General features: G+C 34.9%; 21 protein-coding genes and 1 pseudogene. 12 read left to right on the forward strand and 10 right to left on the reverse strand.

All coding sequences use genetic code 11. The features are described 5' to 3' along the window. Positions 1-15: 15 nt before the first annotated feature. A complete protein-coding gene (locus ACKC83_RS04025) occupies positions 16-1263 on the reverse strand; it encodes an aspartate kinase (protein ID WP_434037104.1) in 1248 nt (415 codons plus the stop codon). Continuing rightward, on the reverse strand, positions 1264-1743 hold the full coding sequence (locus tag ACKC83_RS04030) for an N-acetyltransferase family protein (RefSeq protein ID WP_434037105.1): 480 nt from the start codon (positions 1741-1743) through the stop codon (positions 1264-1266). A 112-nt stretch (positions 1744-1855) separates the two neighbouring features. On the opposite strand from ACKC83_RS04030, the gene fbp reads away from it, so the two are divergent. Further along, positions 1856-2869, forward strand: a complete 1014-nt coding sequence (gene fbp, locus ACKC83_RS04035; RefSeq protein WP_414036489.1) for a class 1 fructose-bisphosphatase — start codon at positions 1856-1858, stop codon at positions 2867-2869. Between the two features lie 66 nt (positions 2870-2935). Here the strand turns inward: fbp and ACKC83_RS04040 are convergent, their stop codons facing one another. Further along, entirely contained in the window at positions 2936-3358 is a 423-nt protein-coding gene (locus ACKC83_RS04040; RefSeq protein WP_434037106.1) for a TerB family tellurite resistance protein, read from the reverse strand. Between the two features lie 179 nt (positions 3359-3537). Between ACKC83_RS04040 and mfd the strand changes: the two genes are divergently transcribed. Continuing rightward, positions 3538-6885 (forward strand): transcription-repair coupling factor, encoded by a 3348-nt coding sequence (gene mfd / locus ACKC83_RS04045; protein WP_434037107.1) that lies wholly within the window; start codon positions 3538-3540, stop codon positions 6883-6885. Between the two features lie 5 nt (positions 6886-6890). Continuing rightward, the gene (locus ACKC83_RS04050) at positions 6891-8189 is read left to right on the forward strand and encodes a TlpA family protein disulfide reductase (RefSeq protein WP_434037108.1); all 1299 of its coding nucleotides are present in this window, start codon (positions 6891-6893) and stop codon (positions 8187-8189) included. A 98-nt stretch (positions 8190-8287) separates the two neighbouring features. On the opposite strand, the gene ACKC83_RS04055 is transcribed toward ACKC83_RS04050, so the two are convergent. The 6 genes and pseudogenes from ACKC83_RS04055 to ACKC83_RS04080 form a co-directional block, all read right to left on the reverse strand. After that, positions 8288-9091 carry an aspartate/glutamate racemase family protein gene (locus ACKC83_RS04055; RefSeq protein WP_434037109.1) on the reverse strand — a complete coding sequence of 268 codons (804 nt, stop codon included), beginning with the start codon at positions 9089-9091 and terminating at the stop codon, positions 8288-8290. Positions 9092-9103: 12 nt separating this feature from the next. Then, positions 9104-10678 (reverse strand): annotated as a pseudogene (locus ACKC83_RS04060) (sulfatase). Positions 10679-10687: 9 nt separating this feature from the next. Beyond that, positions 10688-12271 (reverse strand): sulfatase, encoded by a 1584-nt coding sequence (locus ACKC83_RS04065; RefSeq protein WP_434037110.1) that lies wholly within the window; start codon positions 12269-12271, stop codon positions 10688-10690. 71 nt (positions 12272-12342) lie between these two features. After that, positions 12343-13236 carry a BPSS1187 family protein gene (locus ACKC83_RS04070; RefSeq protein WP_434037111.1) on the reverse strand — a complete coding sequence of 298 codons (894 nt, stop codon included), beginning with the start codon at positions 13234-13236 and terminating at the stop codon, positions 12343-12345. A 248-nt stretch (positions 13237-13484) separates the two neighbouring features. Beyond that, the gene (locus tag ACKC83_RS04075) at positions 13485-14447 is read right to left on the reverse strand and encodes a D-2-hydroxyacid dehydrogenase (protein ID WP_434037112.1); all 963 of its coding nucleotides are present in this window, start codon (positions 14445-14447) and stop codon (positions 13485-13487) included. Between the two features lie 70 nt (positions 14448-14517). Then, the gene (locus ACKC83_RS04080; RefSeq protein WP_414036481.1) at positions 14518-14877 is read right to left on the reverse strand and encodes a YraN family protein; all 360 of its coding nucleotides are present in this window, start codon (positions 14875-14877) and stop codon (positions 14518-14520) included. Between the two features lie 193 nt (positions 14878-15070). Here ACKC83_RS04080 and ACKC83_RS04085 point away from each other — a divergent pair, with 193 nt between their 5' ends. The 3 genes from ACKC83_RS04085 (at position 15071) to ACKC83_RS04095 (ending at position 17729) form a co-directional block, all read left to right on the forward strand. After that, complete coding sequence (locus ACKC83_RS04085) at positions 15071-16978, forward strand: alpha/beta fold hydrolase (RefSeq protein WP_434037113.1); 1908 nt, start codon at positions 15071-15073, stop codon at positions 16976-16978. 92 nt (positions 16979-17070) lie between these two features. Further along, positions 17071-17379, forward strand: coding sequence for a hypothetical protein (locus ACKC83_RS04090; RefSeq protein WP_414036479.1), 309 nt, complete (start codon positions 17071-17073; stop codon positions 17377-17379). Next, complete coding sequence (locus ACKC83_RS04095) at positions 17376-17729, forward strand: hypothetical protein (RefSeq protein WP_434037114.1); 354 nt, start codon at positions 17376-17378, stop codon at positions 17727-17729. Before ACKC83_RS04090 ends, ACKC83_RS04095 begins: the two co-directional genes overlap by 4 nt. A gap of 56 nt (positions 17730-17785) precedes the next feature. Here ACKC83_RS04095 and ACKC83_RS04100 read toward each other — a convergent pair whose 3' ends face one another. Next, positions 17786-18748: a S66 peptidase family protein gene (locus ACKC83_RS04100; RefSeq protein ID WP_434037115.1), complete on the reverse strand. Its 963-nt coding sequence runs from the start codon at positions 18746-18748 to the stop codon at positions 17786-17788. Between the two features lie 103 nt (positions 18749-18851). Here ACKC83_RS04100 and metG point away from each other — a divergent pair, with 103 nt between their 5' ends. The 6 genes from metG to ACKC83_RS04130 all read left to right on the forward strand — a co-directional run bounded on the left by metG (position 18852) and on the right by ACKC83_RS04130 (position 26575). Further along, entirely contained in the window at positions 18852-20951 is a 2100-nt protein-coding gene (metG, locus tag ACKC83_RS04105; protein ID WP_434037116.1) for a methionine--tRNA ligase, read from the forward strand. A gap of 39 nt (positions 20952-20990) precedes the next feature. Continuing rightward, complete coding sequence (locus ACKC83_RS04110) at positions 20991-21752, forward strand: copper resistance protein NlpE N-terminal domain-containing protein (protein WP_434037117.1); 762 nt, start codon at positions 20991-20993, stop codon at positions 21750-21752. A 128-nt stretch (positions 21753-21880) separates the two neighbouring features. Continuing rightward, complete coding sequence (locus tag ACKC83_RS04115; RefSeq protein ID WP_434037118.1) at positions 21881-24004, forward strand: Tex family protein; 2124 nt, start codon at positions 21881-21883, stop codon at positions 24002-24004. A 1-nt stretch (position 24005) separates the two neighbouring features. Beyond that, entirely contained in the window at positions 24006-24911 is a 906-nt protein-coding gene (locus tag ACKC83_RS04120; protein WP_434037119.1) for a histone deacetylase family protein, read from the forward strand. Positions 24912-25111: 200 nt separating this feature from the next. Continuing rightward, a complete protein-coding gene (locus ACKC83_RS04125) occupies positions 25112-25999 on the forward strand; it encodes a DMT family transporter (protein ID WP_414036472.1) in 888 nt (295 codons plus the stop codon). A gap of 57 nt (positions 26000-26056) precedes the next feature. Then, positions 26057-26575 (forward strand): ferritin, encoded by a 519-nt coding sequence (locus tag ACKC83_RS04130; RefSeq protein WP_414036471.1) that lies wholly within the window; start codon positions 26057-26059, stop codon positions 26573-26575. Positions 26576-26766: the final 191 nt, after the last annotated feature.

Below are 26766 nucleotides of genomic sequence, written 5' to 3' on the forward strand. Positions count from 1 at the left end.
AATGTAGTGAATTGTTTATTTAGTTACTATTTGTAACGTATCTTGGGTACGCTGTTGTACCAATATATTTTTATTATTTTCGATTATACCAATGGCTTCATCATTATAATGCCTAACCGTATATAATGAAACGTTAGAAGTATATGTAATCTTATATTTCTCTTGAAATTGTTCTAAAACGTCTTTTAAATTAGTAAAAGTATCTTCTACACAAACAGAAAAACTAATGGCCGAATTCTGAATAAGATTAACTTTCATCTTAGCGACATGCAGTATATTAAAAATATCACTAATATTCTCTTCAACAATATATGAAAAATCTAAAGATGATATACAGATTAAAATCTGGTTTTTCTTAACTATATAACACGGAACTTCAGGAACGACATCCTGATTCTGACTGATCTCGGTTCCTTTTTCTAGCGGATTTAAAAATGATTTTACAAACAACCGAATCTCTTTTTGTTGAAGTGGTTGTAATGTTTTTGGATGAATAACACTAGCACCATAAAACGCTAATTCTATGGCTTCTCTATACGACAATTGGCTTAACAACTGAGTGTTGGGAAAAAACCTTGGGTCGGCATTTAATACTCCCGGGACATCTTTCCAAATCGTTACACTTTCGGCATCTAAGGCATAGGCAAAAATGGCAGCTGTATAATCACTTCCCTCTCGGCCTAGCGTTGTAGTGTTTATAGAGTCGCTCGCTAAAAAACCTTGTGTTACACAAATCGAATCCTGCTTTTTTAAAGGTGAAATTAATTGGCAAGTCGTATCCCAATCTACATTTGCACGTCTAAAATTAGAATCGGTTTTAATATAGTTACGGACGTCTAGCCACGTGTTTTCAACTCCAAAATTATTTAAATACGCACTTACAATAGTTGTAGAAAGTAATTCTCCAAAACCTATAAGCTGGTCGTATACAAAATTATAGTTGGTAGACGTATTTGTATTTAAAAAGTGTCTTAAATCTTTAAAAAGAATTTCGACAGCATTAAAAACGGCATGATTTTTATCTAGAAACAAAGCTGAAACAATTGTAGTATGAAAGTGTTCTACATAAGTAACAGAGGTCTCTAACTCGGAGGTATCGTGAAGCAAATTATGAACAATTACTTCAAAAGCATTTGTCATTTTTCCCATAGCGGAAACAATAACCACAGTATCTTTTTCTGAAAATTGCTTTACAATTTTAGCGAGATTTATTACGCCCTCGGCATCCTTTACCGAAGCTCCTCCGAATTTAAATATTTTCATTTATAACTTATCGATATAGTTTTTTATCCCCGCTTCATCCAATTGTACAACATCCCAATCGCGTAGTACATTTGCGCCCTTACTTTCGTAAAAAGCAATAGCAGATTCGTTCCAATCTATAACTTCCCAATTAATTCGTTTTGCTCCTTTACTGTGGCCATATTTAACAACCTCGTCCAACAAAGCTGTACCCACTCCTGTGCCTCTATAGGCTTTATTTACAATTAAATCTTCAAGATGAATAATAGGCCCTTTCCAAGTCGAATATCTGTTATACACCAAAGCGATACCTTTTATATCGCCTTCAATTTCTGCAACAAAACACTTAAATAATGGAGACACACCAAAACCATCGCGTTCTAAGTCAGTCACCGTAACTTCCACAGCTTCTGGTTCCTTTTCATAAATGGCTAATTCATAAATCAACTCCAGTACGGCTGACATATCTTCAATTTTAGCCGCTCTTATTTTAATATTCATAATAATCTTTTGAGAATCCAAATATATGGAAAATCGATGGATTATAATTTTCACTCAAACGTTATAGTTTAACAAAAAGTACGATATTTGTAAAAACAAACGTTACCATTAAATGTCAGGACAAAACAAAACATTAGGTGAATTTATAATCGAAAATCAGACCGCTTTTAAATACACCACAGGAGAGTTAACAAGATTATTAAATTCTATCCGATTAGCAGCTAAAGTTGTAAATCACGAAGTAAACAAAGCTGGATTGGTAGACATAATTGGTGCCGCAGGGGATGTAAACATTCAAGGTGAGGACCAACAAAAATTAGACGTTTACGCTAACGATATCTTCATTCAGACGCTTAAAAAGCGAAATATTGTTTGTGGTATTGCTAGTGAAGAAGAAGATGATTTTATTTCAATTAACAGTCAGGATTCTAACCATCAGAATAAATATGTGGTACTTATAGACCCTTTAGATGGATCTTCTAATATCGATGTTAATGTATCTGTAGGAACTATTTTCTCTGTATACAGACGTATTACTCCTGTTGGATCTCCTGTTACAATAGAAGATTTCTTACAAGAAGGACACCAACAAGTCGCTGCAGGATATATTGTTTACGGAACCTCAACCATGTTAGTATATACTACTGGTGCTGGTGTAAACGGATTTACATTAAACCCTGCCATTGGAACATTTTACTTATCGCATCCAGACATGTCTTTTCCTGAAGATGGAAATATTTACTCATGTAACGAAGGGAACTACATCCATTTCCCACAGGGAATAAAAGATTATATTAAGTATTGCCAAATGGAAGAAGGCGACAGACCATATACGTCTCGATATATTGGGTCTTTAGTTTCAGATTTCCATAGAAACATGATTAAAGGAGGTATTTATTTATATCCAAAAAGTTCTAAAAACTCTAAAGGAAAATTACGTTTATTATACGAATGTAATCCTATGGCCTTTTTAGCAGAACAAGCTAACGGAAAAGCTAGTGATGGTTTTACACGTATTATGGATATTAAACCTACAGAATTACACGAACGTGTTCCTTTTATATGTGGAAGTAAAAACATGGTAGAAAAAGCTGAAGAGTTCGTAAGAAACGCAGCCACTAAATAAATTCAAAACATAAAAAAAGCGATTGTTATAAAACAATCGCTTTTTTTATTTCATGTGGTAAAAAGATTACTTTTTCATCGCCTCAATAAATGTATCTAAATCTGCACCTTCAGAAACCAAAGCTAAAGCCTTCTCGACTATAGCGCTTAATTTTTCTGAAGAAAATCCTAAACCTAAACATATTTTTCTTAGTAGCGTAATTTCACTTTCGCCGTTTATATGATCTAAATTTACCATACGTGCTAAGTCGTATAAACGCTCTAAACGACGTGTATTTTCATGAGGAGGATTAATTGGGTGTGATTTATAATCCAATAAAATCTGCTCGTAATCGTGTTCATTTATCTGTAAACTGCGGGCTAATCGATCTAAAAACGCTTTTTCGTCTTCAGAAATAATACCGTCATCCATAGCTACACGTACAATTGCAGCGAAATGATCTTTATTACGTTCTTTAAACCCGTTATCAAACAATTTTGAATAAGACATATCTATTATTTTTTTTAAGGCGACTAATATAATTAAACTTTAATTGTTAATTAATTTAAATATCAGTAATTTTTACTTCTAAAGTTACTAAAAATTCAATAATTAGTAATTTTTAAATTCATAAATCGTTAACACAATTTATAAGTTCATACCCTTATATTTACACAAAATAAATTGCCTTGAGTAAAAACAACCTCTTGCAAACATTTGCACAAACTTTGCAAACGCAAAATTTGCAACTTGCTATTTCCAAAAGTGAAAGTAAAACGGTTTTAAAAGGTCTTGTAGGATCATCATTTTCTTTGGTCATTGCCGAAGTTTTTAAATATGCAGAAAAACCTTTTCTTCTTATTTTTAATGATAAGGAAGAAGCTGCCTTTTATTTAAACGATTTAGAACAACTTTTAAACACTAAAGATGTTTTATTTTATCCTGGGAGCTACCGCAGACCATATCAAATTGAAGAAACCGATAATGCCAACGTTTTATTACGTGCCGAAGTTTTAAACCGTATTAACTCGCGAAAAAAACCGGCTATAATAGTAACGTATACAGATGCATTATTTGAAAAAGTTGTTACCAAAAAAGAACTGGAACGTAACACTTTAAAAATTGCAATAAACGACAATTTATCTATAGATTTTGTAAACGAAATTTTATTTGAATACAAGTTTAAACGTGTCGATTTTGTTACCGAACCCGGCGAGTTTTCTGTCCGTGGAGGGATCGTAGATGTCTTCTCCTTCTCGCACGACGAACCTTATAGAATTGAGTTTTTTGGAGACGAAGTAGATAGCATTAGAACCTTTGATGTAGAGACACAACTATCGACAGAGCAAATCAATAAAATAAGCATTATACCAAATGTAGAAAATAAATTCTTAGACGAAAGTCGAGAAAGTTTTCTAAAATACATGGCCGCTAAGACGGTGATTTTTTCTAAAAACAGTCAGTTATTATTTTCTGGAAGTGATATTCTTTTTGGCAAAGCTGTAGAGGCTTTCGAAAATTTAAACTCCGATTTAAAACACAATGCCCCAAGCGAATTATTTTGTGATGCCGAATTGCTTAAAAAGCAACTTTTAAAATTTACTGTAGTCGAGTTTGGAAGTGGTTATTATTTTACAAAAAGTATAGATACTGGCATTGTTTTTAATACCACACCTCAGCCTTCATTTAATAAACAATTCGACCTTTTAATAGACGATTTAAATAGTAATCACAATAAAGGATTTACTAATTATATTGCCTGCGTAAGCGAACAACAAGCGAAACGTTTTCACGACATATTTAACGACATTGAACAAGGTGTTTCGTATAAGACTATAGTGCTTTCCTTACATCAAGGGTTTGTAGATCATGAAAATAAAGTATTGTGTTATACCGACCATCAAATCTTTGAACGTTATCATAAATTTAGCCTTAAAAACGGTTATGCTAAAAAACAATCCATAACCCTAAAAGAACTTACAAATCTGGAAATTGGCGATTATGTTACGCATATCGATCATGGGGTTGGACGTTTTGGTGGTCTGCAAAAAATAGACGTAGAAGGCAAAAAACAAGAAGCTATAAAACTAATTTATGGCGAACGCGATATATTATATTTAAGCATACATGCGCTACATAAAATTACCAAGTTTAATGGTAAAGATGGTAAGCCTCCAAAAATACATAAACTAGGAAGTAACGCTTGGAAAGTTTTAAAACAAAAAACAAAATCTAGAGTTAAAGAAGTTGCCTTTAACCTAATTAAATTATACGCTAAACGAAAGCTTGAAAAAGGGTATCAATACAATCCAGATAGCCATTTACAACATGAATTAGAAGCATCCTTTATTTACGAAGACACGCCAGACCAAAGCACGTCGACTGCCGATATTAAAAACGACATGGAAAGCGAGCGCCCCATGGACCGATTGGTTTGTGGAGACGTTGGTTTCGGAAAAACAGAGGTTGCTATTCGTGCTGCCTTTAAAGCGGTAGATAACGGTAAACAAGTGGCCGTTTTGGTGCCTACAACCATTTTAGCCTATCAGCATCATAAAACCTTTAGCGAACGTTTAAAAGATTTTCCTGTCACGGTCGATTATGTTAACCGATTTAGAACTGCAAAAGAAAAACGAGACACTTTAGAGCGTTTAGAAAAAGGGCATGTCGATATTATTATTGGGACGCATCAACTTGCCAATAAAAGTGTAGTATTTAAAAATTTAGGGTTATTAATTGTCGATGAAGAACAGAAATTTGGAGTTGCAGTTAAAGAAAAACTAAAGACCTTAAAAGATAATGTAGATGTGCTTACACTAACCGCTACACCTATCCCAAGAACGCTTCAATTTAGCTTAATGGCAGCGCGAGATTTATCGGTAATTACCACGCCTCCGCCAAACCGTTATCCTATAGAAAGTAATGTGATTCGCTTTGAAGAAGAAACCATTCGTGATGCTGTGAGTTACGAAATTCAGCGAGGCGGACAGATTTATTTCATTCATAATCGTATTGAAAACATTAAGGAAGTTGCGGGTTTAATTCAGCGTCTAGTTCCCGATGCCAAAGTAGGTATTGGTCATGGACAAATGGAAGGTAAAAAATTAGAAAATTTAATGTTAGCTTTTATGAATGGTGACTTCGATGTGCTAGTCAGTACAACCATTGTAGAAAGCGGATTAGACGTACCAAATGCCAATACTATTTTTATAAACAACGCCAATAATTTTGGACTGAGCGACTTGCACCAAATGCGTGGTCGTGTAGGTAGAAGCAATAAAAAAGCATTCTGTTATTTTATCACGCCAGATTATTCTGCCATGACTGCCGATGCCAGAAAACGTATCACAGCCCTGGAACAATTTACAGAATTGGGAAGCGGATTTAATATCGCGATGAAAGATTTAGAAATTCGTGGTGCTGGAGATTTATTAGGAGGAGAACAAAGTGGCTTTATAAACGATATTGGGTTTGATACGTATCAGAAAATTTTAAATGAAGCGATTGAAGAACTTAAAGAAAACGAGTTTAAAGATTTATATCCAGACCAGGAAGGCAAGCCTAAGGAATACGTTAAAGACATCACTATAGATACAGATTTCGAATTGCTTTTCCCTGACGATTATGTAAATAATATTGCCGAACGCTTAAACTTATACACACAATTAAATCAGTTAAAAACCGAAGACGAATTAAAAGTTTTCGAAAGCCAGTTGGTCGATCGTTTTGGAGAGCTCCCAACACAAGTTGTCGATTTACTTAATAGTGTTCGCGTAAAGTGGTTAGCAACAACCATTGGATTAGAAAAACTAGTGATGAAACAAGGCAAAATGGTTGGTTATTTTGTTAGCGATCAGCAAAGCTCATTTTACCAAAGTGCCAATTTTACAAACGTTTTAAAGTTTGTACAATCTAATCCAAGAGCATGCAAAATGAAAGAAAAACAAACGCGTGCCGGCTTACGTTTATTATTAACATTCGATCATATTAAAACCGTAAAACAAGCCTTACTTGCTTTGCAACCTATTTTAAAATAAAATACATGAAAAAATTAATTTTAGCCCTTTTATTATTACCCACATTAGTTCTTGCCCAACATAAAATCTCAGGTACGTTTTCTCCTGCAGCAAGTTTTAAAACAGCTATTTTATACAAATTAGAACCTTCTAACCACATATACATTAGCAACGCAGATATTGTAAACGGTAATTTTGAATTAGACCTAGACACCACTTTAAAACCCGGCATGTACCGTATAGTTTATGCCTTACCGCAGGATCAATACAGTTTCGATTTTATTTATAATAACGAAGATATTGTGTTTCGATTCCAGCAAGATAGTGGCGTTTCCTTTGTGCTTTCAAAAGAAAACAAGCTTTTAACAACCTACAAAAATGACATGTATACTGTTAAAAGTAAAATCAATACCTTTTATGGTTCGGCGAATCAAAATGAAGACGATTATATGGCCTGTATTTCTGAAATGAAAACTATTCAAAATCAAGCAGAAAGTGCTTCAAAAGGGATGTTAGCTCATGATTTTATTAAAGCTGAAAAACCATATATTCCAACAGCTTTTGAAGACGCTCCAACGTATTTTAATAATTATAAAATGAATTATTTTAATTCTGTTGACTTTAGTAATTCTGTACTTCAAAACTCCAGTTTTTTAATGGATTCTGCTTTAAGCTACGTGTTTATTTTTGTGGATAGACAATATGAAAATAGGTCGTTTAAAAAAAATATAGACGATGTTGTGCGGGAAACTACGGCGACTAAAAGTATACAAAAATCAATTTTAGAAGTGTTATGGAATCAGTTTAAGGAACGTAAAAACGAAGAAGTTGCGAACTATATCTCTACAAAATATCTAGAAAAATTATTAGACCCCGTAAAAGACGAGATGTTAATAACCGACATGAAAGCTTTTCGTAATACTGCAATCGGAGCTGTTGCTCCAGACTTCTCTTGGCCGTCTAAACTAGGAAGTAGTAAACTAAGTACGCTTTCAGGAAAAGAATACTACATTGTTACATTTTGGAGCAGTACTTGTTCTCACTGCTTAGAAGAGTTACCTGTTTTAAAAGCCTATATACACGGCAAATCTAACATTCAGGTCCTTGCTATAGGATTAGAAGATGAACGTCCGAATTGGGAAAAAACAATAGCAAATTATCCTGAATTCACTCAAATTTACGGAATAAACAAATGGGAAAACCCAATTCCAATTGCCTATGGTATTTCGGGAACACCTTCGTTTTTTGTATTAGATAAGGACAAAAAAATTATAGCAAAACCAAACGATGTTGAAAAATTAATTACGTTTATGGACGCACTATAATTACGCTACAAAACCTAATTCATTTCATTAAAAAGAAAAGCATCACAATAATTACATTGTGATGCTTTTCTTTTTTTTAATATTCAACAGATATAAAATTATTCATTTAAAATAAAGTCGACAGCAGATAGCGAATGAATTTTTGTTGTATCGAAAGCGGGAACCTCAAGGTCTTCTTGGAAAATCATTAACGGAAACTCTGTGCATCCTAGAATCACTCCTTCGGCACCATCATTTATCATGTTATTTATAACGCTTAGCACATAGGCTTTAGATTCTGGTTTAACTGTTCCGTAAGTAAGTTCCTCAATAATTATTCGGTGCAATTCATCTATCACTTTTTCGTCTTCTGGCACTAGAACTTCTAATCCATTTTCTTCGATTCTTTTGGTAATAAAATCTTCCTCCATGCTATATTTTGTTCCAATAAAGCAGACTTTTTTCAAACCTTTTTTCTTAATCGCTTTAGCGGTTGCATCTGCAATATGAATGACCGGAAAGTCTAATTGTTCTTGCACACTATTATATACTTTATGCGGTGTATTGGCGCAAAACATTACAGATTCTGCTCCTGCTTTATTAAGATTTAAAGCGGCATTTGTTAGCATATTGGCAATAGAATCCCATTTATCTTGTGTCTGAAAACGATGCACCTCAGCCTGATTAAGCGTGTAGACTAATAACGGTGGATTTGTATTATTTCCAAAATGATCGTTTACCGTTTGGTTAATTGTACTATAATAATCTAAGGTAGAATGCCACGACGTTCCACCGATAAGGCCTAATGTATGCATTTTTTGCACTTTTATTTCTAATTTAACTGGTTTGACTAACTCTTTTTCATTTGGACTAACATAAGAGGTCAGCCCTAAAAAAAGTAATCCATAAATATATTTCTTCATATGTTTTTCAACTTATAATGTTGTAAATCCTTTTTTTAATTCTTCAGACAATCTGACTACTAATTCCTTATTTATAGCTTGGTCTACAACATTTATATTCTCTTGGGAATCATTCTCGTGATCAAAAAGCTCTCTCCCAATTAACTCTCCTTTCTCTTTTTTATCTGCCTGCCATGTGTACCATTCAACATAACGGTAGCGATTTGTTCTCACAGTATATCCCATTTTTTCCTCTTCTCTTTCTTTTACCGTACCGTATCTTCCTAATAAAAACTGACTATAAGCAGTATCTTTTACTTTTGAATCTGGATCCTTTAGAAGCGGCTTTAAACTTGTGCCTTGTAAATATTCGGGAACGCTAAAACCTGCCACATCGCAAAGTGTTGGATAGACATCAACAAATTCTGTTAACGCATTGCTTGTTTTACCTTTCGCCTCTACTTTAGCTCCACTAATAATTAACGGTACTCTAGCATCAATTTCATAATTGGTTTGTTTACCCCAACCATTATGCTCTCCAAGTTTCCATCCATGGTCCCCCCAAAGTACAACAATAGTATTATCTTTAAGTCCCAAGCGCTCTAATTCGTCCATAATTCTACCTATTTGTGCATCAATATAAGACACACAAGCATAATAGGCATGTTTTAGTTCTCTTTGTTTTTCTTCATCCCAATTACCTTCGTTAGGATAAGGCAAATTATTTTTAGCATCTACATAACCTCTAAGCTCTGCATCTCCATGTACAGAATAAGACGGACTATCTTTTGGATGAAATTGATTATCTGCTAATTTTATATCTGCTCTATTATACATATCCCAATATTTTTTGGGTGCATTAAATGGTAAATGCGGTTTATAATAACCTACAGATAAAAAAAAGGGCTGATTTTTAGATTTTAATTCTTTCAATTTTTCAATTGCCATTGTCGTTTGGGCACCATCGTAATAGGCATCATCGTCGTTTACAAGCCCCATTTCACTTGATTTGGTTTTTGAATAAATAAAACCATATTTATCAAACTTAGCTTTACCAGCTTTTAAACGCTTAAGCTCAAGCTCTTTTTGCTCTATAATATTATCCTGATTTACGTATACGGCATCTGGATCGAAAGGAAATCCGTCGACATGTAAATACTCATTCCAAGCCAAAGAATCCTGTAATGTATTATGAAACGTTTTACCTAAACCAACGCTGTAGTACCCATTATTTTTAAAAAATTGAGGTAATGTAACTAGGTCGGGCATTTGGTCTCTAAAATGTGTTTTTAAATCCCAAACTTGTGTCGAGTCTGGTCATAAACCAGTTAATAAACTCGTTCTAGACGCTGTACAAACGGCTTGTTGGCAATAGGCACGATTAAAAACAACACCATTAGATGCTAATTTGTCAATATTAGGAGATAGTATATCGCTATTACCATAGCTTCCAAATTCAGGTCTTAAATCATCTATTGGAATAAATAAAATATTGGGTCTATCGGCCTCTATATTTACAACTTTAGCCTCTGTCTTTGTTTCACATCCGCTCAATACTAGAAAGGCTAAAAATGCGACCGTATTAAGTATTCTTTTATGTATATTCATATTAAATAATTAGGCTTTAATTTTAGGCACAGCGGCTCGCCACCCTTGTTTTAATTGTACTGATAATTGCTCTATAAGTTGCTTTTGATCTGATTGCCCTGCAATATTTACAGTTTCATACGGATCTACAGCATGATCGTATAATTCGGCTGTCGCATACGCTCCTTTTTCCTTAGCTTCATTATCCCAAGCATACCATTCTATATAGTGATATTGCTTGGTTTGCATGGAATATCCCATATACTCGTTCCCATCTTTAGATACACGAGCACGGCGTCTAAATTGCGTAAACACGGCATCCTTCCATGCTAAGTTAGGATTACTAAAAAGAGGCGTTAAACTCGTTCCTTGAAAATAATCTGCTTTTTCAACTCCCGAAATATCACATAAGGTTGGGAATATATCGACAAGTTCTGAAAGTGCTTCGATTCGTTTTCCTTCGGTTTGATTGGCTTGCTTTATAATTAAAGGCACATGCGTATCGATATAAAAATTTGTCATTTTCCCCCAACCATTATGATCGCCTAATTTCCAGCCATGGTCACCCCAAAGCACTATAATGGTGTTTTCGTACAAGCCTCTTTCTTTTAAGCCTTCAACTAATCGTCCTACACACGCATCAATAAAACTAACACTTGCATAATACCCTCTTTTTAAAGAATCGGCATATTTTTCTGGTACCGGCTCGTCTTCCGGTCTTCCAATGGTATACGGATTATCATAATTCCGCAATTCGTAATTAGAATTCGCCGACATCACGGGCGCATTTTCAGGTAATTTTGGATTGGGCGCTGGAGACACAGAACCTTTTGGATATAAATCCCAATATTTTTTTGGTGCAACAAAAGGCAAGTGCGGTCTATAAAACCCTAAACCCATAAAAAATGGTTGTTTCTTATCTTTAATTCTATCTATAGTTTCTAATGCCAATGTTGTTTGCATGGCATCGTAAAACAACGAATCCGGCACATCGGCAGCTTCTAAAGCAGGACCACGATTCCAACCGTCTCCATATATTTTTCCTTTTCGCTTAGCTTTAAACAGGTCTCGATCTCTTTTCTGAATTGCTAAAGCCTCTTTGGTATAGTAATATGTTTCTGCATCCCGATTTGCATATGGCGCAGTATTATATGGCGCTGGTTTTAAGTCTGGCTCGTCCCAAGAAATAGAATCTGGCATATAATTATGAAAGATTTTACCGATGTTCACCGTATAATATCCCGACTTATTAAAATATTGAGGCATCGTAACAGCATCTGGATTAATCTCTCTAAACTTATCTCCTAAGTGCCATACACGTGTAGAGTCTGGTCTATACCCAAGCATAGTACTTGCTCGAGAAGTAGCACAAACTGCAGCTTGACTATGCGTATTTAACATAAGCATAGATGTAGACGCCAAGGCATCGATATGTGGTGTTTTCATTTCGGCATTGCCATACGCTCCAAGATCCGGTCTTAAATCGTCTATAGACAAAAATAAGATGTTAGGTTTTTGTTCAGGCTCAGTTTCGGCAATAGAAGTCTCCTTTTTCTGATTGTCACAAGAAGAAAGTAACAACATTGAGGATATTAATAGTAATACAATTTTCATGTTATGGGAAGCTTATTTATAAAATATCTAATTGGTTTAACAACATTCACGCGCTACATTATTAAGAAGTATTAATTTCCTTGTCCTAATAATTCTATCCACTGGCTCGTATACCCTGTATTTCTAACACCATTTGAATGTCCTTTTTTTCCTTCTGGAACGGGAAGACTAAACGGATAAATATGATTTTCAGGAATCTTCATAGCAATATACGATGCTCTAATAACTTTAGCCATAGGCTCTGTAACATGATAAGTGCCATACCACAAATGAGAAGGCGTTTTACTTGCGTTATAATACCAGGTTGCTAATTTATTTTTTGCAGAAAAATCCCAACCGCCTGAAAAATCTATAACTCTAGCCACACGGTGCTCTTTCGCGATAAATGCTGCCATACCACCGCCTTGCGACTGACCAGAGACAGCTATTTGATCCCATTTAAGATTTCCGTCTTCAAGGTAAGAATCCCAGTTACCATCTTTATCTGTTTCCGACAGGTATTCCAATAATTTTATTAATCTATTTACAATAGCATCATAAGATTTATCTGTAGTAAATTCGAAATTATTTGTACCGTAAATACGATTTATTCTAAAATCTGAAGCACAATCTGGATTAGCTTCCAAGGTTTCTTTTCTACATATTTGAGCGATTGCAGGTCTGTTTATGTACGACAAATTAATTACCGCATAACCTTGTTTCACGGCTGTATTAAACAGGTCTTTTGGTCCTTTTAATGCAACACCACCTGTCCCCGGCATAAACAATAACAATTTGCCCTGTTTTATTGTTGGATTATATACAACTAAATGTGGCGTATTTGATTCTGTAATTCTGGAATCTGTTTTAGAAGGCAGAACTTCTAGAACCTTGTAATCTTCTGGAAAAGTATATTTAGATTGCGCTGAAGAAATATTAAAGCATAGCACCGCGCCAACAAAAATCACAAACTTTTTAAACATCATGTTTTTTTTGACATGAAGATACAATTATATCCCAAATACACAGTATACACGGGAGTTTTGCACGGCTTTAAAAACGGTCTAACACTTGAAATTATAGCTATAAATCGAGGTATTGAAATCAAAAAACGCGATCAAATTATTGATATATCATTTTTTCGAATTACGAATATAAATTTAGATAATTGTAGCTCTAATAATTTCAAATAAAATAAAAATTATTGGACTTAAAAATTTATTAAAAAAAAGACTTAAGACACCACGTTTTGCGCTTCTCCTTTTAAAAACATTTCAAAATTTCGCACTGCAATTTGCATGCATCGGCGTCTTGCTTCTAGAGGTGCCCAAGCAATATGTGGCGTAATAATACAATTTTTAGCATCTAAAAGTGGATTATCGGATACTATAGGTTCCTCCGAAACCACATCTACTGCGGCTCCTGCGATTTTACCAGAATTTAAAGCTTCGGCTAAATCGGCTTCTACCACTAATCCCCCACGCGAGGTATTAATGATAAATGCACTCGACTTCATTTTAGAAATTGTTTCCGAATTAATAAGTCCTGCGGTATCCTTTGTCATCGGACAATGTAAACTGATAAAATCTGAATTTTTCAACATATCATCTAAAGACACAAATTGGCAAGTTTCAGATTCATATTCAGAATATACGGTTCTATTATACACCAAAACATGTAAACCAAATGCTTGTGCTAATGCCGCTGTGGCTTTTCCTATTTGTCCGAAACCAACAATTCCCATGGTTTTTCCATCTAGTTCGATAAGCGGACTATTCCAAAAACTAAAATCTAAAGATTTTTCCCATTGACCGGATTGCACTGCTCGATTATGGTCGCCAACATGGTGGCAAAGTTCTAACAACAACGCCATGGTAAACTGGGCTACCGAAGCCGTACTGTAAGCAGGCACATTAGTAACCACTACGTCTTGGCTTTGAGCGGCTTCGACATCTATAATATTAAATCCTGTTGCGGTTACACCAATATATTTTAAATGCGGTAATTGTTTAAGCACGTATTTATCTAAAGGTATTTTATTGGTAATAACCGCCTCGGCATCTCCAATAGCCTTCACTATAGATTCGGTATCTTCATCTGTACGATCGTGAATCGTAACCGTTGCCAAATCTTTTAAAGCATCCCAACTTAAATCTCCCGGATTCAAAGTATATCCATCTAATACAACAATATTCATAAGTCTAAATAATTTTAATGAAGGTAACAATTTAGCGAATTCTATTAAAATTTATTAGCGTTTAATGTTTTCAAAAATGATAAAAAGCATCTTCTAAATGCTCCAATTCTAAGCCCTTTTTAGAACTGACAATGGCGATAATATCAAATCGCACTTCTACATCTAAGTTATTAGAAGTCACGTAAGCGTCTACCGCAGTAACCAAACGCTGAATCTGTTTGGGTTTTACAAAATCTTGAGGATTCCCAAAATCGGTACTAGAGCGGGTTTTCACTTCAACAACGGCCAACACATCTTCTTTCTTCGCTAAAATATCGACCTCTGCTCTTTGATACCGATAATTACGTTCTAAAATCTGATAGCCATTCTTCAACAAAAAATGCACAGCCTCTTCTTCTCCTAATTTCCCTAACTTATTGTGATCTGCCATAATCTTCTAAAACAAAACGAATTACAAGTTAATGATTAATCCATTTTAAAAAAATTCCTGTTTCATTTTTTAGGTATGTTAACCTCAACTCCTTTTTCCTTATAACACAATATCTGCTCTCACATTTTATAACAATTTTAATAAACGAAACATCCCCAAATCAGTATCTTTGGAAGAGTTAACTATCATAATAATGAAAAAATTAATCTTAATCTTAACAGTCTTGATTGCAAGTAATATATCAAACGCCCAACAAGTCATGAACCCTGAATTGCTTTGGAGCGTAAAACGTATTGGCGTAATGGGTATATCTGAAGATGAGTCTCAGATATTTTACAGTATTAAAATTCCGAATATCGAAAATAATGATTTCGACACCACCTATTTTAAAATGCCTATTGATGGTGGCACTGCAATACAAATTGAAAAGGAAGATGTAGCTGTTGCAGACAAAAACATATCGCCGGATGGCGCTTTAAAAGTGTTTCATAAATCGGTTCATTTAACAGATGTGAAAGCAACCGACATTTATAAACATTTGGATAAAGCAAATGCGTATGTCTTTACAGAACTTGATAATCGCCACTGGGATACATGGAGCGACGGATCTTACGAACATGTGTTTTATAAAAAAGCAAATGCATTAGACGAGACTGCTATAGACATCATGCCTGAAGAACCATACTACGCACCACAACGTCCGTTTGGTGGTGACGAAGATTACATTTGGTCTCCAGACAGTAAAAGCATTTATTATGTAAGCAAAAAACTTAAAGGAAAAGCCTACGCTACAAGTACCAATACAGATATTTACAAATACGATATTGAGACTAAAACAACGACAAACATTACCGAAGGAAATACAGGTTACGATACCAATCCTGCATTTGCAAAAACAGGAGCTTTAGGTTGGTTACAAATGAAAACTGATGGTTACGAAAGTGATAAGAATGATATTGTTGTTCTTGAAAACGGTATTAAACAAAACTTAACGCAGCAGTGGGATGGTACTGTAAACAGTTTTAAATGGAGTAAAGATGGCTCGAAAATCTATTTCACCGCCGCTGTAGATGGAACGATTCAATTATTTTCGGTGAACTATCCTGGTAAAAAACGAATTGCTCCTGTAGTAAAACAATTATCTGAAGGACAATTTGATGTTCAGAGTATTGTTGCCGAATTAGACGACACACTTATTGTTACACGTGGCGATATGAATCACGCGAGTGAAATTTTCTCTTTCCGTTTAAAAGATGCTTCTTTTAAACAACTATCTGCTGTAAACAATGACTTCTACAGCAAATTAGATTTACCTAAAGTTGAAAAACGTTACGTAACAACTACCGATAATAAACAAATGTTAGTGTGGGTTATTTTACCTCCTAACTTCGATGCAACTAAAAAATATCCGACCTTATTATACGCACAAGGTGGACCGCAATCTGCGTTATCTCAATTTTATTCTTACCGTTGGAATTTTCAATTAATGGCCTCTCAAGGCTATATTGTTGTAGCACCTAACCGAAGAGGAATGCCTGGTTATGGAGTAGAATGGAATGAAGCCATTAGTAAAGATTGGGGCGGACAAGTCATGGATGATTATCTTTCTGCCATAGACGATGTGGCAAAAGAACCATATGTAGATAACGACAGATTAGGTGCCATTGGAGCAAGTTACGGTGGTTATTCTGTATTTTATTTAGCCGGAATACATAACAAACGTTTTAAATCGTTTATTGCTCACGATGGTGTTTTCGACACACGATCTATGGCCGGAACAACAGAAGAATTATTCTTTGTGAATCATGATTTTGGAGGAAACTATTGGGACAAATCGAATACTATAGCTCAAAAAGCATTTAACGAATTTAACCCGATAACCCATGTCGATAAATGGGATACGCCTATTTTAATTATCCAAGGTGGTAAAGATTACCGTGTACCTATCGAGCAAGGTTTAGCTGCTTTTCAAGCAGCTCAATTACGGGATATAAAAAGTAAATTATTGTATTTGCCAGATGAAAATCATTGGGTATTACAGCCTCAGAATGCTTTAGTTTGGCAACATGAATTTTTTAAATGGTTAAAAGCGACCTTATAAAATGCTTTTACGTTAATACTATCTTGATACTTTTTTTAAATTACATTACAATTTAAATAAAATAAGTAAAAGGCATAAAACAAGATAAATTTATGGGTGGTACAGTTCAAATAAAATGTCCTAATTGTGGTTTATTCAACACGAACGCAGATCATTGTTCGAACTGTGGCACCCTTCTTTCTTATAAAAAAAGAAGAGCACTGGCTCATGAAGAACAGAAAAAAGAACGTTTAGAGCGCGAGGAAACCAAAAAGAAAAACTCTCCTTCTTGGATTGAATCTGGTAAAAAGAGTAAAAATCCAATAGTGCGTATTGGCGCTCACATGACGAACTCTATAGTTATAGTTGTTATGGCGATAGGTGCCTTTTTCGCTTGGTTGTTCACCTTCTTGGCTGCATGAGAATTATAAAACATCCTGTGTTTTTAACAGGCTTAGCACTGGCGAGTTTTATTTATTTATCAAGTGTCTTCAACTTACAACTCCCAAACTGGATTACATTTTATGTAAACGATGCCTTATGTATGCCCCTCGTATTATCGTTTTGTTTGATTGGTGTAAGATTAATTAAGAGCGACAAAAACGTATATTTAACAGTATTACCTATTGCATTATTAACATTGCTTTACGCGTTACTTTTCGAATGGTGGTTACCTCAATCAAACCCGAGATATACAGCAGATTGGATTGACGTTATACTATATATGTTAGGAAGTTTTGCGTTTTATTTTTATCAGAAGAAATTGTATTGATTGTTAACTTCTGAAGCATCACAACTAAATTCGTCTTTACAATGTTTTCAGAAACCCTAATCGTGAAAAATTAAAGTAGACTCGCCTTTCTCCACTTTTAAAGTGACTGTTGCACCAAGAATCATGGCGCGATTATCTTTTTCGTGACCTGCAGGCATATTAAAAGCGACTGGAAAATCATATTCGGCAACTATATCTAGAATAATTTCATCGATCGTTCTTCCAAAATCTGTGGTATTTTTTCGTACTCTACTCATGTCACCAACCAAAATACCTTTACAGTTTTCAAAATATCCGGCACGTTTCAAACTTTGCAACATACGATCTATATGATAAGCGTATTCTCCGATTTCCTCAATAAAAAGAATCTCTCCAGAAGTATCCAAACTGGTTTCCGAACCTAGCATAGTGTGTAGTAATGTTAAATTTCCACCGGCAATTGGAGCAGTCACCATTCCTGGTTTGTTATAGCTAGATCCTTTTAAAGTGTAGGATAAATTTTTTCCGAAAATGGCATTTTTAAATGTGGAAATGGTTTCAGGAATATCGGCCAAATTTTGAGGTAAACTCACACACATCATCGCATGCATAGATTCGTACCCTAAATTATGAATTTGATTATGAATGGCTGTAATGTCCGAGTATCCAATTACCCATTTAGGTTGCAACTTAAACTTAGAGTAATCTAATAAATCTATCATTCTCACTGTTCCGTATCCACCTCGAGCACACCAAATTGCTTTTATTTTAGGATCGTCTAAAGCCTTCTGAAAATCGGAAGCCCGTTGTTTATCTGTTCCTGCAAAATGTCCGTTTTGAGCAAAAACATGCTCACCAACTACAGCATGAAGTCCCCAACTTTCTATTAAATATTTAGCTCGGTTAACCTCATCATATCTATTTTTTAATACGCCAGAGGGCGCTAAAATAGCAACAGTATCTCCCGCTTTTAAAAATGGCGGTTGGATATATGTTTTTTGTTGGTTAACGAAAGACTGGTCTACAGAGTATTGTGCCATTATGGTACTAATATTTAAACTAAAAACAATAAAAAATAGGGCTAATAATATTCGATTAGAGGACATAAAATGTGCTTTTTGTAAAAGTACATTTTTTTTCTAAATGGTTAATGAATTGCGTACTTTTGTGCCTTTAAAACAGAAACGAGACATGTCTAAAAGATATACCATTACAGCAGCGTTACCATACACCAACGGTCCGATACACATTGGACATTTAGCCGGTGTTTACGTGCCTGCCGATATTTATGCCCGATATTTACGCCTTACAGGAAACGATGTTCTATTTATTTGCGGAAGCGACGAACACGGTGTTCCAATTACTATTAAAGCGAAAAAAGAAGGTGTAACACCTCAAGATATTGTAGATAAATATCACGCGATTATAAAAACATCGTTTGAAGATTTTGGTGTCTCTTTCGATAATTACTCTAGAACCTCAGCTAAAATTCATCACGATACCGCATCTGAGTTTTTCACAACTTTATATGACAAAGGTGAATTTACCGAAGAAACTACCGAGCAGTTATACGACGAAGAAGCGAATCAGTTTTTAGCCGATCGTTTTGTTGTGGGGACTTGCCCGAAATGTAACTACGAAGAAGCTTATGGCGATCAGTGTGAAAAGTGCGGTAGTAGTTTAAATGCGACAGATTTAATTAATCCGAAATCTGCTATTACAGGAAATGTACCGACTTTAAAACAGACGAAACACTGGTTTTTACCTTTAGATAAGCACGAAGAGTTCTTAAAAGAATGGATTTTAAAAGGTCATAAAAAAGATTGGAAACCTAATGTTTACGGCCAAGTAAAATCTTGGATCGACGATGGTTTACGTCCGCGTGCCGTGACTCGTGATTTAGATTGGGGAATTCCTGTCCCTGTAGAAGGTGCCGAAGGAAAAGTACTTTACGTTTGGTTTGATGCACCAATTGGGTACATCTCGTCTACTAAAGAATGGGCGGCTCGCGAAGGAAAAGATTGGGAACCGTATTGGAAAGACAAAGACACCACTCTAGTACATTTTATTGGTAAGGATAATATTGTATTTCACTGTATAATTTTCCCTGCCATGTTAAAAGCAGAAGGCTCTTATATTCTTCCTGAAAATGTGCCAGCAAACGAATTTTTAAACCTAGAAGGTAATAAATTATCGACTTCTAAAAACTGGGCCGTTTGGTTACCAGAATATTTAGAAGATTTTCCTGGTCAGCAAGATGTGTTGCGCTATGCCTTAACAGCAAATGCCCCAGAAACAAAAGATAACGACTTTACTTGGAAGGATTTCCAAGCCAGAAACAATAACGAATTGGTTGCCATTTTCGGAAACCTCATTAACCGTGTTGTTGTATTAACAAATAAATATTACAATGGTGTTGTTCCTACTCCAAGTGCGTTTTCTCAAATAGACGAAGAAACATTGGCCGCATTAAAAGCGTATCCAGCTGTAATTTCTAGTTCTATTGAGCGCTACCGTTTCCGTGAAGCAAGTCAGGAATTAATGAATTTAGCTAGACTTGGAAACAAATATTTAGCCGATGAAGAGCCTTGGAAAATGATAAAAGTAGATGAAGCTCGTACACAAACCATTATGTTTGTTGCACTTCAAATTGCTTCAGGACTAGCAACACTTTGCGAACCCTTTTTACCATTTACTTCAGCAAAATTAAAAGGTATTTTAAACCTTTCAGATGAAAATAGTTGGGATAGTATTTCTACTAAAGACGTATTACTTCCTGCAAATCATCAAATTGAAAAAGGAGAATTATTATTTTCAAAAATTGAAGATGATACTATCCAAAAGCAATTAGATAAATTAATAGCTAGTAAGAAAGCAAACGAAGCCGCTAACAAAGTTGTTGAACCTCAAAAGGATACCATTACATTCGACGATTTCTCTAAACTAGATTTACGTGTTGGCACGATTTTAGAAGCAGAGAAAATGCCGAAAGCAAAAAAATTATTGGTTTTAAAAGTTGATACCGGAATCGATGTCCGCACAATTGTTTCTGGAATAGCAGAAAGTTTCACTCCAGAAGACGTTGTTGGAAAACGCGTTACTGTCTTGGTAAATTTAGCGCCAAGAGCATTACGTGGCGTAGATAGTGAAGGTATGATTTTAATGACTGAAACTGCCGAAGGTAAACTTATATTTGTTAACCCAGATGAAAAAGGAGTGACTAACGGATTACAAATTAGTTAGGAATTTCCGGAAAGAAACCATCATCCAAACTAAAATATTATGATAAAGAAAGTATTACCATTTTTAATAATTGCGGTTCTAATTGTAAGCTGTAAAAGCAACAAAGAATCAACAGCGACTAACGGAGATAATAGTATGACGAGTTTAGATTGGAATGGTACTTATGTGGGCACAACACCGTGTGCAGATTGCGAAGGTATTAAAACTGTAATTACTTTAAAAACCGATTTAACTTTTACGAAGAAAACGCAGTATTTAGGAAAATCGACAGATGTTTACACAGAAAACGGATCGTTTTCTTGGAATAAAGCGGGAAGTACGGTAACTCTAAAAGCAGACGGAGCATCTTATAATTATCTTGTTGGAGAGCATACACTTACGCATTTAGATTTAAGCGGTAAGAAAATTACAGGAGATTTAGCCGACAGCTATATTTTAAAGCAACAAGGCACAGATACTTTAAAAGATATGCCTTGGAAGTTGGTCGAGCTTAGAGGTAAAGCTATTGAAAACGCATCTAAGCAACCTTATTTAATACTAGCAACGGAGGACAATCGTGTTAGCGGAAACACAAGCTGTAATGGTTTTGGTGGCGAGTACGAACTGTTAGAAGGTAACAGAATTAAATTTTCTAAAATGATGCACACCATGATGGCGTGTCCAAATATGTCTATTGAAAATGAATTCATGCAAGTTTTAGAAGTGGCAGATAATTACACCGTAGTAAATGGCGTTTTAAACTTAAACAAAGGTCGTATGGCGACTATGGCAAAATTTGAAGTTGACTATTTTGTGAACTAGTTTTATGTCCTAAATCATATAGTAAAAGACCTCTCAATTTTATATTTGAGAGGTCTTTTTATTTCTAGTTATGTCTCTTTTTTTCTTACGAACATCCTTATATTTACAGTCCTTTTCAAAATCTAAACATGACTATTTTACACTATATTATATCCCAAACTCAGCTTCCAGAATTGGGCGTAAAAAACACTTTAAATTTATTAAATGAAGACTGTACCATTCCGTTTATCTCCAGATATAGAAAGGAATTAACAGGACATTTAGACGAAGTTCAGATTGCAGATATCGTAAAATATAAGGATATTTTTGAAGCCTTAGAAAAGCGAAAAACTACCATATTAAAAGCGCTTGAAGAGCAGGCTGTTTTAACACCCGAACTGGAGAAAAAAATTAAATCTACCACCGATTTAATTACGCTTGAAGACTTATATCTACCTTTTAAAAAAAGCAGAAAAACCAAAGCAGAAAAAGCAAGACAACTGGGCTTAGAACCTTTGGCTAAAATTATCATGAGTCAGAATGCGAACGATGTAGAATCTATCGCACTTAAGTATGTAAAAGGCGATGTAATTTCTGCCGAAGATGCTCTGGAAGGGGCTCGTCATATTATTTCAGAATGGATAAACGAACGTACAGATGTTAGAAACAACATCCGTTTTCAATTAGAACGTCATGCCACCATTATAACGAAAGTTGTAAAAACAAAAGCCAAAGACGAAAAAGCTCAAAAATTTAAAGACTATTTCGATTGGACCGAAGCTTTTAGTCGCATTCCGTCGCACCGCTTATTAGCGATTCTTAGAGCAGAAAAGGAAGGATTTATCCGGGTAAAAATTGAAATTGATAACGAACGCATTTTAGAGAAAATAGAAGATCGCATCATTAAGTCTAGAAATTCATGTGCTAATCAGATTTCATTAGCTATTCAAGATACCTATAAACGTTTATTGTTGCCAGCCTTAACAAACGAAGCGATGCAAGTCGCCAAAGATAAGGCAGACGAAGGTGCCATACAGGTATTTGCAAAAAACTTAAAACAACTACTTTTAGGGTCTCCACTAGGACAAAAACGTGTTTTGGCCATCGACCCTGGATTTAGATCGGGTTGTAAAGTTGTGTGTTTAGACGAGCAAGGTGATTTAAAACATAATGAAAATATTTATCCGCATCAGCCAAAAAATGATAGTACTGGAGCGATAAGAAGAATAAGCACTCTGGTAGAAACCTATAATATAGAGGCTGTTGCTATTGGAAACGGTACTGCATCTAGAGAAACAGAAACATTAATTCGCAGTATTCCATTTAAAACCGAAATTCAGATTTTTGTAGTGAGCGAAGCCGGTGCATCTATCTATTCGGCTTCAAAAATTGCACGAGACGAATTTCCTAATTACGATGTGACTGTTAGAGGCTCTGTATCTATTGGACGACGTTTGCAAGATCCGCTAGCAGAACTAGTAAAAATTGATGCCAAATCTATTGGTGTAGGACAATATCAGCACGATGTCGACCAAACGAAACTTCAGAAACAATTAGATGTTGTGGTCGAAAATTGTGTGAATGCCGTGGGTGTAAATGTAAACACCGCAAGTACTTCTTTATTAAGTTATGTGTCTGGTATCGGACCAAAATTAGCCGAAAACATAGTGCATTATAGAACCGAAAATGGCGCATTTAAGACGCGAGCATCAATAAAAAAAGTACCGCGTTTAGGCGAAAAAGCCTTCGAACAAGGTGCAGGATTCTTACGTATTAAAGATGCAAAAAACCCGTTAGACGATTCGGCTGTACACCCGGAACGTTACGCTATTGTCCAAAAAATGGCGAAAGATTCTGGTAAAAGTATTTCAGAATTAATTGGTAATTCGGCTGTGCTTCAAAATATAAATCTTAAATCGTATTGTTCAGATACTGTTGGATTACCAACACTTCAGGACATTATAAAAGAACTTGAAAAACCTGGATTAGACATTAGACAACACGCTAAAGCCTTCGCTTTTAATCAAGATATAAAAACCATTAACGATGTTAGCGAGGGTCAGTTATTACCTGGAATTGTTAATAACATTACAAATTTTGGATGTTTCGTAGACATCGGAATAAAAGAAAGCGGACTCATTCACGTGTCTAATTTATCGGATAGTTTTGTAAAAGATGTAAGTGAGCATGTGAGTTTACATCAGCAAATTATTGTAAAAGTGCTTGAGGTAGATGTTCAGCGTAAGCGTATTCAATTAAAATTGGAAAAGTAACATGTTAAAAATCGCATATCATCCCATTTATAATCATCCGCTTCCCAAGAGGCATCGGTTTCCCATGGAAAAATATGAATTACTAAAATTACAATTGATTTACGAAGGGACAGCTACAGAAGAGAATTTCTTCGAACCAGAACTTTTACTAAATCATAAGCCAATCTTAGCAGTTCATGATGCAGAATATTTCTACGACTTATTAAACATAACTTTAAATCATCAGGCGGCACTTAAAATTGGTTTTTTATTAAGTGAACGTTTAATAGCCCGTGAAATATGCATTGTATCCGGTACTTTAAAGGCTACTGAATATGCTTTAAAACACGGCATAGCTATGAACATTGCAGGAGGTACTCATCATGCCTACTCTACCCACGGTGAAGGGTTTTGCATGTTAAACGACCAAGCTATTGCCGCTAAGCACTTATTACAGGAACAAATAGCAAAACAGATTCTTATAGTAGATTTAGACGTGCACCAAGGCAATGGTACCGCAGAAATATTTCAAAACGAATCACGTGTATTTACCTTTTCTATGCACGCTAAAAACAATTATCCGTTCCAAAAAGAACAGAGCGATTTGGATATTGAGTTGGATGATAACACTAACGACCACACGTATCTAGAAATTCTAAAAACCACATTACCCCAATTAATCACAGAACACCAACCAGATTTTATATTCTACCAATGCGGTGTGGATATTATCGCTTCGGATAAATTAGGCAAATTAGGGCTTTCCATAGCGGGTTGTAAGGCGAGAGATCGCTTTGTTTTAGAAACATGTAAAACACATGCTATTCCTGTTATGTGCAGTATGGGTGGTGGTTATGCACCTGAAATAAAAACGATTATTGAAGCACACTCAAACACTTACAGAATTGCTCAGGAACTTTATTTTTAACTAAATTCCGTATCACATTTTTATTTAAATACTCCTTCTTAATTGGGTTAAACAGCTTCCAAAGTCGCGTATAATAATCTAATTATAGAACAAAATCTTTCCTGCTTTTAAACGGCAAAACATAAGTATATTTTATCACATTTAGAATATTTATAATCAAGTTATTGCGTACTTTTGCCGCCCTCTAATTTTTTATTGATATGACAAAACCTAGAATTGCACTCGTGGTAGGCATTATTTGTATTTCCATCTTCCCTGTCTTGGTACGATTAAGTTTAACTCCAGGGCTAATTTCGGCATTTTATCGCATGTTATTCGCATCTGTTCTTATTTTACCTTATGTATTAATTACTAAGCAAATTAAACTACCTTCAAAAAAAATGCTCGCATTGGCATCGATGTGTGGGGTTGTATTTGGGCTAGATGTTGGTGTTTGGAATATTGCAATTCAAGAATCTTCGGCAACGCAAGCGACACTTTTAACAAACTTATCTCCGGTTTGGGTAGGGATTGGAGCTTTTCTCTTTTTAAAAGATAAACCTTTACGTAATTTTTGGATTGGGACAGTAATCGCTATTATAGGCATGATTACTTTAGTAGGATTTCAGTTTTTCATAAAATTAGATTTCGATCTTGCTTTCTTCTTTGCCATTCTTTCAGGCATGTTGTATGCTGTTTATATGCTAACCAGTAAATTTGTATTAGAAGAAACCGACGTATTAAGTTTTATGACTATAAGCGTGGTTTCATCGGCGATAGCTTTAGGCCTATTAAGTTTTGCAATGGGCGAACCATTTTCAGGGTTTTCGAATACAGGTTGGGGCGTTTTAGTCATTCAAGGTTTGGTTTGTCAGCTTCTCGCTTGGTTACTTATAAGTTACGCCACAAAATACATGCGGGCAACGCGAGTTTCTGTAAGCTTATTAGGACAAGCTATTTTAGCATCTATTCTAGCTTGGATTTTTCTGGATGAAACCATTACGCTACAGATGGTTATAGGTGGAATAATTTTACTTTTTGGTATTCGTATTACGTTTTATACCAAACAAATTTCGTTATTTAGAATGCCTAAAAAAGCAAAATCTTAAGGATTTTAATTTAAAATTGAATTGAATTATCTATAACTTTACTAAAAACCAGAAAATATGTTATCAAAAAAAATAGAAGAAGTATTAAATAATCAAATTAGAATTGAAGCTGAATCTTCTCAGATTTATTTAGCTATGGCTTGTTGGGCAGAAGTAAAAGGCTTAGAAGGTATCGCTAACTTTATGTTTAAGCAGTCTGATGAAGAGCGTGAACACATGCTTAAATTAATTAAATTTATAAACGAGCGTGGCGGACATGCCTTTATATCGGAGTTAAAAGCGCCGGATGTATCGTTTAAATCGTTTAAAGAAATGTTTGAAATGTTATTTGAACATGAAATTTTTGTTAGTGAAAGTATCAACGAACTTGTGCATATTTCTTTAGAGCAAAAGGATTACGCAACTCACAATTTCTTACAATGGTATGTTTCTGAACAAATTGAAGAAGAAGCTATGGCCAGAACAATTTTAGACAAGATTAATTTAATTGGAGATGATAAAGGTGGTCTATACTTATTTGATAGAGATATCAATCAGCTTACCGTAAGTACAGCCTCTACTATGAGTCCTGAGTAAATTTTAACATTTAATCTTATTTAGATTAAGTAAAAATAATTATTTTTGAAGCCTAAACCTCTAGTAACATTTGTTTTGGGCAAGAAAAAGGAACTTAAGTTAAAAAAGAAAGAGCTTAAAAAAGCAAAATCTATTTTGTTAGATGCCGGTTTTAAGATAGCCGACAAATGCAAAACAAAATGTTGTGATAA

Source organism: Formosa bonchosmolovskayae (assembly GCF_051016085.1).
Taxonomy (GTDB): Bacteria; Bacteroidota; Bacteroidia; order Flavobacteriales; family Flavobacteriaceae; genus Formosa.

Excerpts from the sequence above, each read along its gene's own strand:
- ACKC83_RS04040 (WP_434037106.1), bottom strand. The coding sequence starts at position 3,358 with ATGTCTTATTCAAAATTGTTTGATAACGGGTTTAAAGAACGTAATAAA.
- ACKC83_RS04055 (WP_434037109.1), bottom strand. The coding sequence starts at position 9,091 with ATGAAGAAATATATTTATGGATTACTTTTTTTAGGGCTGACCTCTTAT.
- metG (WP_434037116.1), top strand. The coding sequence starts at position 18,852 with ATGGTTAATGAATTGCGTACTTTTGTGCCTTTAAAACAGAAACGAGAC.
- ACKC83_RS04075 (WP_434037112.1), bottom strand. The coding sequence starts at position 14,447 with ATGAATATTGTTGTATTAGATGGATATACTTTGAATCCGGGAGATTTA.
- fbp (WP_414036489.1), top strand. The coding sequence starts at position 1,856 with ATGTCAGGACAAAACAAAACATTAGGTGAATTTATAATCGAAAATCAG.
- ACKC83_RS04095 (WP_434037114.1), top strand. The coding sequence starts at position 17,376 with ATGAGAATTATAAAACATCCTGTGTTTTTAACAGGCTTAGCACTGGCG.
- ACKC83_RS04050 (WP_434037108.1), top strand. The coding sequence starts at position 6,891 with ATGAAAAAATTAATTTTAGCCCTTTTATTATTACCCACATTAGTTCTT.
- ACKC83_RS04125 (WP_414036472.1), top strand. The coding sequence starts at position 25,112 with ATGACAAAACCTAGAATTGCACTCGTGGTAGGCATTATTTGTATTTCC.
- ACKC83_RS04115 (WP_434037118.1), top strand. The coding sequence starts at position 21,881 with ATGACTATTTTACACTATATTATATCCCAAACTCAGCTTCCAGAATTG.
- ACKC83_RS04090 (WP_414036479.1), top strand. The coding sequence starts at position 17,071 with ATGGGTGGTACAGTTCAAATAAAATGTCCTAATTGTGGTTTATTCAAC.
- ACKC83_RS04065 (WP_434037110.1), bottom strand. The coding sequence starts at position 12,271 with ATGAAAATTGTATTACTATTAATATCCTCAATGTTGTTACTTTCTTCT.
- ACKC83_RS04100 (WP_434037115.1), bottom strand. The coding sequence starts at position 18,748 with ATGGCACAATACTCTGTAGACCAGTCTTTCGTTAACCAACAAAAAACA.
- ACKC83_RS04130 (WP_414036471.1), top strand. The coding sequence starts at position 26,057 with ATGTTATCAAAAAAAATAGAAGAAGTATTAAATAATCAAATTAGAATT.
- ACKC83_RS04030 (WP_434037105.1), bottom strand. The coding sequence starts at position 1,743 with ATGAATATTAAAATAAGAGCGGCTAAAATTGAAGATATGTCAGCCGTA.
- ACKC83_RS04120 (WP_434037119.1), top strand. The coding sequence starts at position 24,006 with ATGTTAAAAATCGCATATCATCCCATTTATAATCATCCGCTTCCCAAG.
- ACKC83_RS04070 (WP_434037111.1), bottom strand. The coding sequence starts at position 13,236 with ATGATGTTTAAAAAGTTTGTGATTTTTGTTGGCGCGGTGCTATGCTTT.
- ACKC83_RS04080 (WP_414036481.1), bottom strand. The coding sequence starts at position 14,877 with ATGGCAGATCACAATAAGTTAGGGAAATTAGGAGAAGAAGAGGCTGTG.
- ACKC83_RS04085 (WP_434037113.1), top strand. The coding sequence starts at position 15,071 with ATGAAAAAATTAATCTTAATCTTAACAGTCTTGATTGCAAGTAATATA.
- ACKC83_RS04025 (WP_434037104.1), bottom strand. The coding sequence starts at position 1,263 with ATGAAAATATTTAAATTCGGAGGAGCTTCGGTAAAGGATGCCGAGGGC.
- ACKC83_RS04110 (WP_434037117.1), top strand. The coding sequence starts at position 20,991 with ATGATAAAGAAAGTATTACCATTTTTAATAATTGCGGTTCTAATTGTA.